Origin of the sequence: Actinoplanes sp. NPDC023936 (assembly GCF_040639325.1) — a bacterium.
In the GTDB taxonomy this organism is placed as follows: domain Bacteria; phylum Actinomycetota; class Actinomycetes; order Mycobacteriales; family Micromonosporaceae; genus Actinoplanes.
On sequence record NZ_JBEZZR010000005.1, the window covers coordinates 64261 to 76428 of the forward strand.

Genomic DNA, 12168 nt, shown 5'->3' on the forward strand with positions numbered 1-12168 from the left:
TGACGATGCCCCGGTCAGGCGGCCAGTTCCGCCAGCGCGCGATCCAGGAAGGCGTCGAGATCCCCGGCCGGCGCGGCGATGACGAGCAGGCTGCCGAATCGCTCCAGATAGGGCTCGGCCTCCACGGCGTCGGCGCGGACCACGTCGCCTTTCGCATCCTCCAGATAGAGCAACTCACTGTGCTCCGGGTCGGTGAAACCGAGGATGACGAACGGCCCTTTCATCCCTTCGTGCAACCCTCCCGCGTACGGCACCACCTGCACCCGGACCCGCGGATGCCCGGCGATCCGCCGCAGGTGCTCCAGCTGCTCCCGCATGATCTCCGGTCCCGGCCCGGTCGCGCCGGCCCAGCGGCGCAACGCCGACTCGTCGATCAGGAAGTGCATCTCCGGGGCGTCGTCCCGTTCGAAGATCTCCTTCCGGGCCATCCGGGCCTCCACCAGCGGCGCCAGCTCCGCCGGCGAGGCGTAGAAGGTGAGCACGGCCTCCGCGTACGCCCGGGTCTGCAGCAGTCCGGGGATGACGAACGGCTCGAAGGCGCGGACGCTGGAGGCGACCTTCTCGTACTCCACGAGCAGCCGGACCTCCCTGCTCAGCGGGGTGTCGCGGACCGTCAGCGGCTGCACCTTCCGGTAGAGGTCGACGGTCTCGCGGTCCTCGCCGAGCCCGTAGTGATCGATCAGGGTGAGCAGCCGGCCGTCGGCGATCCCGTCGGCGACCGCCTCGACGAGCAGCAGGTCCGCCAGCGGCCAGCCGAGCGCGTCGGCCACCTGCTTCGGATCCTGCCCGGACCGGATCCGGGTGGTGGTGAGCCGGCGCCACAGCGCGAGCCGGGATACCGTCGGATCAGTGCTGGCGGTCATGGGGATCAGCTCCTTCAGGCTTTCCGGAACCGGATCTGCGTGGCCTCTTCTCGACGGTTCAAGATCGGTTGACGGTGGCAGCACCATGCTACCTATCGATATGGCGCAATCAGCGGTGTTCGTGAACCGGCGGCGTCGTTTCCGGGGGTACCCCATTCTGGGGAGTGTTGTCGGGCGTGGATCTCCGGTATAATCCAGCGGGTTGGCCGTTTTGGGCTCGGAATTGAGTACCCGTCGGTAATGGTTCGGAAATGCGCGGGGCGAATCGCGTCCGGCTTGCGCTGAATGCAGCTTTAGCGCCATTCGACTGTTATCGCTGATGAGATCAACCGCCCCGCCTCCGGCGCACGCCCCGGCATCAGGACTGCCCCGCCGTCCCGGGCCGCGTCGCCTCGCGGTTTACCGGCCGCTGCCCGGGGCCGCCAGCGCACGCATATCCGTTCCGTGTGCGCTGGTCGCCCCTGGGGGAGTGGCTGCGGTGTCAGCGGATGCCTTCCGCTCGCAGGTCTGCCGCCAGCTGGTTCGCGTGACCCTGGAGCACCTCGGCGACCCGCTCCAGCTCGGCGTCCGTTGCGGCCGCGATCGGGATGGAGCAGCTGATCGCGTCCGTGGCGGGAATCCGGTAGGGCACTGTCACCCCGACGCACCCTATGCCCGGCGTGTTCTGCTCGTGTTCGAGCGAGTACCCCCGTACCCGGGTCTGCTCCAGGTCTCGCAGCAGGGCGTCCGGGTCCGTGATGGTGTTCGGCGTGAGCCGCGCCAGCGGCGGCGCCGGCAGCAGGGCGCCCACCTCGCGCGGGGTGAGCTCGGCGAGCAGCGCCTTGCCGAGGGCCGTCGCGTGGGCGGGCAGCTGGCGGCCGACCCGGGACACCGCGCGGCGGGAGTCGGCGGTCTCGCGGGTCAGCAGGTAGATGACGTTGGAGCCGTCGAGGCGGGCGTAGTGGGTGGTGTAGTTGAGCTTGTCGCGGATGAGTTCCAGGGTGCGGGTGGCGAACGGCAGGGCCGGGTCCCGGTCGAGGTACGCGGTGCCGGTCAGCAGCGCGTGCGGTCCGATGCCGACCGCGGATCCGTCGTCGGTCGCCTCCAGCCAGCGCATCGCGATCAGCGTGTGCAGCAGCTGGTGCAGGCTGGACCGCGGATAACCGAGTCGTTTGTGCAGGTCGGTAACGGTCATCGGATCGCGCGCCTCGCCGAGGATCTCCAAGATCTCGATGGTGCGCTGCGCCGATTTGACCAGCTTCGGCTCATCCGGGTTCATGCCGTCTCCTTCGAACGCGAGGCCGCCGACAACGAGTGCGGGGCCGAGGACAGCGGGGCCGAGGACAGCGAGGCCGCCGACTGCGACAGCGAGGCCGCAGACTGCCGGGCCGCCGACTGCGACAGCGGGGCCGCCGCCGGCAAACCCCACGCCGGCGGGAGCGCGTCGTGCGGAACATTCTGGAACGTGACCGGCCGCAGGAACCGATCGATGGCCGCCGTCCCCACCGACGTGTGCAGCGGCGCGGTGGTCGCCGGGTAGGGCCCACCATGATGCATGGCCGGGCTCACCGAAACCCCGGTGGGCCATCCGTTCAGGATGACCCGCCCGGCGTGATCAGCGAGTTCCCGCAGCAGCGGCCCGGTGATCGCCTCGCCGGGCTCGGCGTGCACGGTAGCGGTGAGCTGCCCGGGCAGCTGCGCGGCAAGGGTCAGCAGCGAGAGCTCGTCGGTGTACTCCACGAGGATTGCGGTCGGCCCGAACGCCTCGTGCAGCACGTCGAGGATCGTGTCCGTGCCGGTGACCAGCAGCGCGGGGGTGGCCGAGGTGTCGTCGGCCTGACCGGCGACGGCGACGCGGACCCCGGCGTGGGCAGCGAGTTCGGCGCGCGCGTCCCGGTGCCCACTCGCGATCCGGCTGTTGAGCAGCGCGCCGCCGGGCGCGTCCGCGAGGATCTCGATGAGCGCCTGCTCGGCGCCGAGCCCGGCCGGGACGAACAGCACGCCGGGCTTGGTGCAGAACTGGCCGAGGCCGAGCGTGTAGGAACCGGCGAAACCTCGCAGGATCTCGTCGCGGCGGCTCGCCAGGGCCGCGCGGGTGACGAACGCCGGGTTGACGCTGCCGAGCTCGCCGTAGAACGGGATCGGCTCGGGCCGGGCGGCGGCCAGGTCGAACAGGGCACGGCCGCCGGCGAGGGAGCCGGTGAACGCGGCGGCGCGGATCCGCGGGTCCTGCAGCGCGTCGCGGCCGGCCTGCTCGCCCTCGATCAGCGTGATCGCTCCGGCCGGGAGGACGTCGCTGACCAGGGCGGCCACCCGGCGGGAGAGCTTCGGGTGGCCGGGGTGGGCCTTCACGACGACCGGGCAGCCGGCGGCGAGGGCGGCGGCGGTGTCGGTGCCGGCGACCGAAAACGCGAACGGGAAGTTCGACGCCGCGAAGATCAAAACCGGTCCGATGGGTACGCGTATCCGGGTCAGCCGAGGCCGCGGACCGGTCGGCCAGTCGGGGTCGGCCGGGTCCTCCCGGATGTCGTGCACCCGCCCCGCGGTGATCTCGTCGGCGTAGAGCCGCAGCTGGAACGTGGTGCGGCCGAGTTCGCCGGTGAGCCGGGGGATCGGCAGGTGGGTCTCCTCGGCGGCGAGCGGGACGAGTTCGCCGGCCGCCGCGTCGAGGGCGTCGGCGACCGCGTGCAGCAGCCGGGCACGTTCCGCGGGGGTGATGTCGGAGAAGGCAGCCGATGGGGTCACAGTGTCGTTCCCAGGGGGTCGGTGCTGACGGCCCAGGCGCCGCCGAGCAGTTCGTTCGGGTCGGGTGGGGCGGTGGGCGGGCCCGCGTCGGGGTAGCGGTCCGCCCAGGCTTCGGCGTCGTCGGCCGGGTGGTACCCGATCTTCTCGCCGGCGGTGAGGCTCATCCAGCGGCGGGTGTTGCGGGAGATCGCGTTGACGACGTGGTGGCCGGTCCGGTCCAGGCGCAGGGTGGCCTCGATCAGCCGGACCATGTCGGCGGGGGAGAGCCAGGTGGAGAGGCTGCGGACGCCGCGCGGCTCGGCTTCGACGGTGCCGATCCGGGCGGAGACGACGGTCATCGCGTACCGGTCGGCGTAGAGGCTGCCCAGCGCCTCGGCGGCGACCTTGCCGGCGCCGTAGAAGGTGTCCGGGCGGGGCGGCAGCTCGTCGGCGCCGCCGGCCTCGGTGGCCGGTGTCATCCCGACGGCGTGCGCCGAGCTGGCGAGCAGGACGCGGCGGACCCCGGCGGCGTGCGCGGCGTCGAGGACGACCTGGGTGCCGTGCACGTTGGCTTCCAGGATCTCCGGCCAGGGCCGCTCCTTGCTGTGGCCGCCGAGGTGCACGACCAGGTCGACGCCGGCGCAGGCGGCGGCCATGGCCCGCGGATCGGTGACGGACAGGGCGAGGTGTTCCTCCGAGCCGTCGTCGAGGGCGGGCGGCGGGGCCGGGTCGAGCAGGCGCAGCCGGCGGCCCGGGCGGCGCAACAACGGGCGGATCAGCGTGCCGACGCGGCCGGCGGCACCGGTGACCAGCAGTGTTTCGGGCAACGTCTCTCCTCGGCCGACGAACGCCAGCGGACCGCCACCGGACCGCCGGTGGATCGGCGATCACGATCAGGTCGCTGTCGTAACAGTCTTGACATCTTCGTTGGGAGATCCATACCGTACCGCAAGGATCCGCCTATGTGAAAGCGTTACACATATGTGAATGGAGATGGCATGGCGCCACGAACCGCAATCCGGGGCCTGCTCGCCTCGGTGTCGGCTGTGCTGCTGCTCGGCAGCGCCGCCTGCGCCGGTGACGACAGCGCCGGCGACGCCGGTGACACCCTGGAGGTCTGGACCCGCAGCGCACCCGAGCCCGCCGCCACCTATAAAGACATCTTCGCCGCCTTCACCGCCAAGACCGGCATCGCCGTCGACTACCAGCCGGTCGTGGAGTTCGACCAGCAGCTCCAGGCCCGTGCCAGCTCCAAGGATCTGCCCGACGTCTTCGTCGCCGACGCCGCCAACCTCGGCACCTACCAGGCGCAGGGCTGGCTGCAGCCGATCGAGCAGGCGAGCGTCACCGGCGGCGCCGACGTCGCCGACACCGCGTGGAAGTCGGTCACCGGCCTGGACGGCAAGACCTACGGCATCCCGTTCTCCCGGCAGGCCTTCGCCACGTTCATCCGCAAGGACTGGCGGGAGAAGGTCGGCCTGCCGGTCCCGAAGACCTGGGCCGACCTGACGGCCCTGGCCAAGGCGTTCGCCGAGAAGGACCCGGACGGCAACGGCAAGAAGGACACCTACGGGATGGTCGTGCCGGGCAGCGCCCAGAACGGCTACACCGTCTTCTGGAGCGCGAGCTACCTGTGGCAGGGCGGCGGCGACATCGTCGCCGACGCCGGCGGCGGCAAGTACCGCGTCGAGATCAACAGCGACACGTCGGTGCAGGCGGTCACCTGGATCCGTGAGCAGTTCTGCACCCCGGGCGTGGTGCAGCCGGGCGCGCTGACCCAGACCACCGCGCAGACCACGCACTTCACCGACGGCACGGCCGGCATCTACTTCACCGGCCCCTACAACTTCGTCCCCTACGACCAGAAGCTCACCAAGGACAAGTACGAGGTCGTGCCGGCGCCCGCCGGACCGGCCGGTGGCGACGTGCTGGCCAACGGCGAGAACATCTACCTCGGCGCGGGCAGCAAGCTCACCGACGCGCAGAAGAAGCTCGCCGACTTCCTGATCACGCCCGAGGCGCAGAAGCTCGGCATGGTCAGCAAGACCCAGGCCGTGGTCCGGCTCCCCGTCACCAAGACCCTGGACGCCGCCCGGGTCACCGGCGACCAGCGCTGGTCGGTGATCCAGGAGGCGTACACGGAGAACGGCCGGGAGTTCCCCGCCGCGCTGCAGTGGGTGCCGGTGCGCAACGCCGCCGCCGAGGGACTCAACAAGGTCCTCGCCGACTGCTCCGGCGACGTGAAGGCCGGACTCGACGCCACCGCGCAGGCGGTCTCGGCCGCGCTCCAGGAGCAGGGCGTCCTGGCGTGACGACGTCCCTCGTACCGGTCCGGAGCGGGACCAGCCGGTCCCGCTCCGGCGGGGACCCCGCTCCGGTGCGGCGCGGCCGCCCGTCCGGCGCGCTGATCTCCTGGCTGTTCCTGATCCCGGCGATCCTGCTCGCTGTCTACTTCAAGTTCATCCCGATGATCGAGGGCATCCGGCTGAGCCTCTTCAAGGTGCAGCCGTTCCTCGGCAACGAGTGGGTGGGCCTGGACAACTACGCCGACGTGCTCACCGACGCCCGGTTCCGGGACGCTCTCGGGCACACCCTGATCCTCGGCGTCGGGCAGACCGTCGGCGCGCTGCTGGTCGGCGCGCTGCTCGCGCTGCTGCTGGAGGGCCAGACCCGGTCGCTGTGGGTGCTGCGCAGCGCGGTCTTCCTGCCGGTGGTCACCGCGACAGCGGTCAGCGGCGAGATCTGGCGGCTGCTCTACCACCCGACCCCGGACGGCCCGCTGAACTCGCTGCTGTCGCTGCTCGGCCTGGGCCCGTCCCAGTTCATCGCCGGCACCGACACCGCGCTCTGGTCGGTCATGGCGGTCGGCATCTGGATCGGCGCCCCGTACAACATGGTGATCGTCCTGGCCGGGCTCGCCGGCGTCGACCGGGCGCTGTACGAGTCGGCGTCGGTCGACGGCGCCGGGACCCTGCGGCGGCTGTGGCACATCACCGTGCCGGCGCTGCGGCCCGCGATCGCCGTCATCCTCACCCTCGCCGCGATCCGCAGCCTGCGTACGTTCACCGAGGTGTACGTGCTCACCGGTGGCGGGCCGGCCGGATCCACCGAGGTCTGGATGACCCGGGTGATCTCCCTCGGCCTCGAGGAGAACAACATCGGCCGGGCCTCGGCCGCGTCGGTGCTGCTGCTCCTGCTGACCCTGACCGCGACCTTGGTGGTCAGATTCGCTACGCGGAAGAAGGAGGCGTGATGGATCGCTTCGACACCGCGCTCGGCTGGACGCCCCGGACCAGGCCGCTCCGCGCGCTCCTCTGCGCCCTCGCCCTCTTCGTCTTCGCCGGACCGTTCCTCCTCGTGCTCTCCGGCGCGTTCGACAACCACGGGCAGTCCACCCGGCTCAGCTTCTGGCCGAACGAGCTGACCTGGGCCAACTTCACCGTCGCCGGGGACCGGGGGATCTGGTCCTACCTCGGGCACTCGCTGGTGATCGTCGGTGGCGGCCTGCTGCTGCAGATCGCCGTGTCGGTGTTCGCCGCGTACGCCCTGGCCCGTCAGCGGTTCCGCGGCCAGGCCTTCGTCATGCTCGCCATCCTGCTCACGATGATGCTGCCGGAGGAGGTCATCGCGATCCCGCTGTCGCTGGTCATCGGCGACCTGCCGGGGCTCGGGCTGAGCCTCAAGGGATCCGCGCTCGGGGTGATCCTGCCGGTCGGCATCTGGGGCTTCTCGATCCTGGTGATGAGCGAGTTCATGAAGGAGATCCCCGGCGAGATCATCGAGGCGGCCAAGCTGGACGGCGTCGGTGAGCTGCGGATGCTCTGGCGCATCGTGCTGCCGCTGTCGCGGTCCGCGCTCGGCGTCATCACCGTCTTCGGCTTCATCATGATCTGGGACCAGTACCTGCTCCCGCTGATCGTCGCGGAGAACCAGAGCGACTACACGATCACGGTGGCGCTCGCGCTGATGCGCGTCGACAACGTCGTCGGCCCCGGCGCCGTGCTGGCCGGCGCGGTCGTCGCCCTGATTCCCAGCCTCGTCGTCTACCTGCTGCTGCAGCGTTCGCTCGTCCGCGGGATCACCGCCGGCGCCACCAAGGGCTGAGCCCACCCATCTACCGAGGGATCTCGATGACGTTCCATCAGCCTGTATTCAATGGTGTCCTGTTCTTCCCTGTCACCCCGTTCGGCCCGGACGGCAGCGTCGACGAGACGACCCTGGCCACCCATGTCGCGCAGGGCGTCGACGCGGGCGCCGGCGCGGTCTTCGCCGGCTGCGGCACCGGCGAGTTCCACGCGCTCAGCGGCGACGAGACGGAGGCGGTCGCGCGGGTCGCGGTGGCGTCGGCCGCGGGCACGACGCCGGTCTACGCGGGCGCGGGCGGCCCGCTTCCGGTCGCCATCGATCAGGTACGGCGGCTGGCCCGCACCGGGGTCGACGGTGTGCTGCTGCTCCCGCCCTACCTGGTCGGCGGCACCCAGCCCGGCGTCGTCGACTACGTCCGCCAGGTCGCCGCCGCCACCGACCTGCCGGTGGTGTTCTACCAGCGGGCGAACGCGGTGCTCACCCCGCAGGCGGCGGCCGAGGTGTCCCGGATCCCGACCGTCACCGGCATCAAGGACGGCGTCGGCAACCTCGAGCTGATGCACCGGATCGTGCTGGCCGTCCGGCAGGCCGCCGGTCCCGGCTTCCAGTTCTTCAACGGGCTGCCGACAGCGGAGATGACAGTTCCGGCGTACCGGGGGGTGGGTGTCCCGCTCTATTCCTCGGCCGTCTTCGCGTTCGCGCCGGAGATCGCGCTCGGCTTCTACCGGGCCGTCGTCACCGGCGACGACACGCTCCGCGACGAGCTCCTGGAACGGTTCTACGCGCCGCTCGTCGAGCTGCGGGACACCCGCCCCGGTTACCCGGTCGCGCTGATCAAGGCCGGGGTGCGGCTGCGCGGCCTGGCGGTCGGCGGTGTGCGCGCCCCGCTCACCGACCCCGCCCCGGAACACGTCGACCGGCTCGCCGAGCTGATCGAGGAGGGCCGCAAGGTGGTCTCCGCATGATCATCCGGGAATTGCTCGTCACTCCCATCGCGTTCCGCGACCCGCCGCTGCTCAACGCGACGGGCGTGCACGAACCCCTCGCGCTGCGCTGCGTGCTGCGCCTCGTCGTGGACGGCGGCGTGATCGGTCTCGGCGAGTGCGGCGGCGACCGGGCGCAGCTGGACCGGCTCACCGCGGTGGCGCCGGCGCTGGCGGGCCTCAGCGTCCTCGAGACGAGCCGGGTGGCCCGGGCGATCGACGCGGCGCTGCCGGGGGAGAGCGCGATGGGCCGCCGGGCCACGTTCTCCGCGATCGAGGTGGCCTGCCTGGACGCGGCCGGCCGGTTGCTCGGGCAGCCGGTGGTCTCCCTGCTCGGCGGGGCGGTCCGGGACGCCGTGCCGTACAGCGCCTACCTGTTCTACAAGTGGGCCGGTCACCCCGGTGCCGCGCCGGACGAGTGGGGTGAGGCGCTGGACCCGGCGGGAATCGTCGCTCAGGCGTCCACGCTGATCAACCGGTACGGGTTCGGGTCCATCAAGCTGAAGGGCGGCGTCTTCCCGCCGGACCAGGAGATCGCCGCGATCCGCGCCCTGCGCGAGGCGTTCCCGAGCCACCCGCTGCGGATCGACCCGAACGGCGCCTGGACGCCCGCCACCGGACAGCGGGTCGCGGCCGAGCTCGACGGCGTCCTGGAGTACCTGGAGGACCCGTCCTGGGGCCTCGACGCCCTCGCGGAGGTGAGCGCGGCCGCCCGCATGCCACTGGCGACGAACATGTTCGTGAACTCGTTCGGCACGATCGCGCCGGCCGTCGCGAAGGACGCCGTGCAGGTGATCCTCGGCGACCACCACTACTGGGGCGGGCTGACCCTGAGCCGGCACCTCGGCACCGTCTGCGAGACGCTCGGACTGGGCCTGTCGATGCACTCCAACTCGCATCTGGGTATCAGCCTCGCCGCGATGACCCACCTCGCGGCCGCCACCCCGAACCTCACCTACGCCTGCGACACCCACTACCCGTGGAACTCCGGCGACGACGTGGTGAAACCGGGTGTGCTGCGGTTCGAGGGCGGCTCGGTGCCGGTGCCGGACGGTCCCGGCCTCGGCGTCGAGCTCGACCTGGACGTGCTGGAGCGGCTGCACCGGCTCTACGTCGACTCGGGCCGTCAGGTCCGCGACGACACCGGGTACGCCCGCCGGTTCGACAGCGGCTACGACCCGAGCCTGCCGCGATGGTGAACGCCGTCGCCTACCTCTACCCGTGGGACGTCCTCGGCGACCCGCGGGCGGTGGACCGGGTGGCCGCGCTGGGGGTGAACCGCGTGGCGCTGGGCGCCTCCTACCACGCGGTCCGCGCGGCCACCCCGCTCCATCCACGGCACCGGATCGTGCACGCGACTCATGGGGCGCTCTATCTGCCCGTACCCGAGAGGAGATGGGCGACCGCGGCGATCAGGCCGCGCACCGCGGCGGCCTGGACCGGCCGGGACGACTCGTTCGCCGCCGCCCGTGACCTGCTGCGCGCGCGAGGGCTCGAGGTCGATGCCTGGGTGGTGCTCACGCACACGGACCCGGTCACCCCCACCGGCTTCGCGCCGCGCAACGCGTTCGGAGACACCTATGGGTACGGGTTGTGCCCGGCGTTCCGGGAGGTCCGCGACTACGCCCGGACGCTCGTCGAGGAGGTGATGCGGGCCGGCGCGCCGGACGGGCTGATCGTGGAGGCGTGCGGGCCGATGGGTGCGGGCCATCAGTCGGAGCACGAGAAGACCGCGGGCGCCGACTGGGACGCTCTCGACGAGCGGCTGCTGTCGATCTGCTTCTGCGCCGCGTGCACGGACCTGATGGCCGATCCGGGCGGCGCCCGGTCGGCGGTGACGGCGGCCGTCGGTACCGGCCGGTTCGTCCCGGACGAGGTCGCGGCCGACGTGCTCGCCGTCCGGTCCACGGTGACCGCGGCGCTGCGGGACGAGGTGGTGTTCGCCGCCCGAGCCGCCGGAGCTGCCGGAGCCGCTCGAGCCGCCGGAGCCGCCGGCCGGCTGGGCTTCTTCGCGGACGCGGACCCGTGGGCGGTCGGGCCGGCGGCCCACGTCCGGGAAAAAGGTGATTTCTACATCGCGTCCGCGTGGGACGCGTCGATATCACGGGTCGCGGCGCTGCGCGCTTCGGTGACCGGCCGAGTCGCCGCTTACGTGACGATCCTGCCGCCCACCGTGCCTGATTCTGATCGGTTGACCCGGGACTGGCAGGGGCTGATCGACGCCGGCGCGGACGAACTGCACGTCTACCACGCGGGCCTGGCGTCGGCCGCCCGGCTCGACGCCGCCGCCCGCGCGCTGCGGAATCTGAAAGAGGGAAACCCATGATGGAGGCGGTCCTCTGGCTGACCCCCAAGGTGTTCGACGACCTCACCGACCCGGCGCCCGGCGTCGCGGCGTTCTTCGACCACTACGCCGCGTATCTCGACGGGCGGCCGGTCACCGTCGTGTTCTGCCCGTCCAACGGTGACCACATTCTCACCTACGCCGGGCCGGCGCATCGGCGGGACCGCTTCGACTGGGCGCGGTACAACTGCTACGCGCACGGTGACGCCGGGCTGACCCGGGCGCACAACCTGGACTGGCTGACCCGGGTCCGGGAGGGCGGGGAGCGGTCGTTCAACCCGTACTCGGCCGGTCCGATGTTCACCGTCAGCGAGCAGCCGATGGACTACGAGATCCTGGCCGGCTGCTACGCGGCGATCCGGGCCGAGGCGGCGCGGCGGGGGATCGCGGTGACGCTGCTCGAATACCTGGAACCGGGCCCGGAGTTCTGCCGCAGCGAGTGGAAGACCGTGCGGCATCCGGAGGTGTCGTCGGGGACCGCCGACGCGGGCGGGCACGTCATCCCGGGCGTGCTCGACGTGGCCGCGGCGCTGACCGCCGATGACCACCGATACGCGGCCTACCCCGGTGGCGTCCCGGGCGGGCTGCCCGCCGGGGACTTCGTCGCGGCGCAGACCGGCGCCTATGTCGCCGACTTCGCCCTGGACGGGATCCTGCTCGGCAACCAGTTCGGGCTCGTCGGCTTCTGGGACCCGGCGCGGGCGCCGGCGCCGACCCCGGAACGCACCGGCGGCGTCGCCCGGTTCTTCGACCGGATGCGGGACGCGCTCGGCGACCGGCAGCTGTACTGGATGGACACCTACTGGCGCGCCGAGGTGGAGATGAGCGCCTGGGGGATGCCGGCGAGCGCCTACGCCCGGATGGACGCGGTGCTGGTCTGCACGTTCGCGGTGCTCGTCGAACGTACCGAAATCCTGCCGAACGTCCGCAGCAAGGCCGCCCTCGGCGGGCCGCGGGTTCTCTACGGCCTGGACTTCGTCGACCCGTGGTACTGGTACCGCACCCACCTCGACGACCGGCGCACCTACCTCTACCAGCGGGAACTGCTCGCCGGTCCGGCCGCCGCGCACGTCGGCGGGTTCTCGTTCTTCGCCAACGACACGTTCGGTCACTTCGTGCCCGACGGCCCCCTCACCGAGACCCTCGCGGTCATCCTCGCCGCGGAGGCACCTTCTCAGTAAGGAGCACT

Annotated in this window: 11 protein-coding genes; 7 read left to right on the forward strand and 4 right to left on the reverse strand. The window is 71.7% G+C overall.

All coding sequences use genetic code 11. From position 1 onward, the window contains the following. Window positions 1–14 precede the first annotated feature (14 nt). The 4 genes from AB0F72_RS08245 to AB0F72_RS08260 all read right to left on the reverse strand — a co-directional run bounded on the left by AB0F72_RS08245 (window position 15) and on the right by AB0F72_RS08260 (window position 4393). A complete protein-coding gene (locus tag AB0F72_RS08245) occupies window positions 15–863 on the reverse strand; it encodes a DUF5753 domain-containing protein (protein ID WP_360427185.1) in 849 nt (282 codons plus the stop codon). A gap of 481 nt (window positions 864–1344) precedes the next feature. After that, a complete protein-coding gene (locus tag AB0F72_RS08250) occupies window positions 1345–2121 on the reverse strand; it encodes an IclR family transcriptional regulator (protein WP_360427188.1) in 777 nt (258 codons plus the stop codon). Further along, window positions 2118–3587, reverse strand: coding sequence for an aldehyde dehydrogenase (NADP(+)) (locus AB0F72_RS08255; RefSeq protein WP_360427191.1), 1470 nt, complete (start codon window positions 3585–3587; stop codon window positions 2118–2120). The genes AB0F72_RS08250 and AB0F72_RS08255 overlap by 4 nt, the downstream gene beginning before the upstream one ends. Then, a complete protein-coding gene (locus AB0F72_RS08260) occupies window positions 3584–4393 on the reverse strand; it encodes an NAD(P)-dependent oxidoreductase (protein ID WP_360427194.1) in 810 nt (269 codons plus the stop codon). The genes AB0F72_RS08255 and AB0F72_RS08260 overlap by 4 nt, the downstream gene beginning before the upstream one ends. A 171-nt stretch (window positions 4394–4564) precedes the next feature. Between AB0F72_RS08260 and AB0F72_RS08265 the strand changes: the two genes are divergently transcribed. From AB0F72_RS08265 to AB0F72_RS08295, 7 genes are read left to right on the forward strand one after another with little or no spacing between them, the layout of a single operon-like run. Next, a complete protein-coding gene (locus tag AB0F72_RS08265) occupies window positions 4565–5878 on the forward strand; it encodes a sugar ABC transporter substrate-binding protein (RefSeq protein WP_360427197.1) in 1314 nt (437 codons plus the stop codon). Then, window positions 5875–6819, forward strand: a complete 945-nt coding sequence (locus AB0F72_RS08270; RefSeq protein ID WP_360427199.1) for a sugar ABC transporter permease — start codon at window positions 5875–5877, stop codon at window positions 6817–6819. Before AB0F72_RS08265 ends, AB0F72_RS08270 begins: the two co-directional genes overlap by 4 nt. Further along, window positions 6819–7670: a carbohydrate ABC transporter permease gene (locus tag AB0F72_RS08275; protein WP_360427202.1), complete on the forward strand. Its 852-nt coding sequence runs from the start codon at window positions 6819–6821 to the stop codon at window positions 7668–7670. The genes AB0F72_RS08270 and AB0F72_RS08275 overlap by 1 nt, the downstream gene beginning before the upstream one ends. 26 nt (window positions 7671–7696) lie before the next feature. Beyond that, on the forward strand, window positions 7697–8617 hold the full coding sequence (locus AB0F72_RS08280) for a 5-dehydro-4-deoxyglucarate dehydratase (protein ID WP_360427205.1): 921 nt from the start codon (window positions 7697–7699) through the stop codon (window positions 8615–8617). Further along, complete coding sequence (locus tag AB0F72_RS08285) at window positions 8614–9834, forward strand: enolase C-terminal domain-like protein (RefSeq protein ID WP_360427209.1); 1221 nt, start codon at window positions 8614–8616, stop codon at window positions 9832–9834. Before AB0F72_RS08280 ends, AB0F72_RS08285 begins: the two co-directional genes overlap by 4 nt. Beyond that, window positions 9828–10961: a hypothetical protein gene (locus tag AB0F72_RS08290; protein WP_360427212.1), complete on the forward strand. Its 1134-nt coding sequence runs from the start codon at window positions 9828–9830 to the stop codon at window positions 10959–10961. Before AB0F72_RS08285 ends, AB0F72_RS08290 begins: the two co-directional genes overlap by 7 nt. Then, window positions 10958–12160 carry a hypothetical protein gene (locus AB0F72_RS08295; protein ID WP_360427215.1) on the forward strand — a complete coding sequence of 401 codons (1203 nt, stop codon included), beginning with the start codon at window positions 10958–10960 and terminating at the stop codon, window positions 12158–12160. Before AB0F72_RS08290 ends, AB0F72_RS08295 begins: the two co-directional genes overlap by 4 nt. The last annotated feature ends 8 nt before the right edge of the window (window positions 12161–12168 follow it).

What these genes read in the sequence shown, in the direction of transcription:
- AB0F72_RS08250 (WP_360427188.1), bottom strand. Translation starts at nt 2,121, where the DNA reads ATGAACCCGGATGAGCCGAAGCTGGTCAAATCGGCGCAGCGCACCATC.
- AB0F72_RS08280 (WP_360427205.1), top strand. Translation starts at nt 7,697, where the DNA reads ATGACGTTCCATCAGCCTGTATTCAATGGTGTCCTGTTCTTCCCTGTC.
- AB0F72_RS08245 (WP_360427185.1), bottom strand. Translation starts at nt 863, where the DNA reads ATGACCGCCAGCACTGATCCGACGGTATCCCGGCTCGCGCTGTGGCGC.
- AB0F72_RS08295 (WP_360427215.1), top strand. Translation starts at nt 10,958, where the DNA reads ATGATGGAGGCGGTCCTCTGGCTGACCCCCAAGGTGTTCGACGACCTC.
- AB0F72_RS08265 (WP_360427197.1), top strand. Translation starts at nt 4,565, where the DNA reads ATGGCGCCACGAACCGCAATCCGGGGCCTGCTCGCCTCGGTGTCGGCT.
- AB0F72_RS08275 (WP_360427202.1), top strand. Translation starts at nt 6,819, where the DNA reads ATGGATCGCTTCGACACCGCGCTCGGCTGGACGCCCCGGACCAGGCCG.
- AB0F72_RS08285 (WP_360427209.1), top strand. Translation starts at nt 8,614, where the DNA reads ATGATCATCCGGGAATTGCTCGTCACTCCCATCGCGTTCCGCGACCCG.
- AB0F72_RS08290 (WP_360427212.1), top strand. Translation starts at nt 9,828, where the DNA reads ATGGTGAACGCCGTCGCCTACCTCTACCCGTGGGACGTCCTCGGCGAC.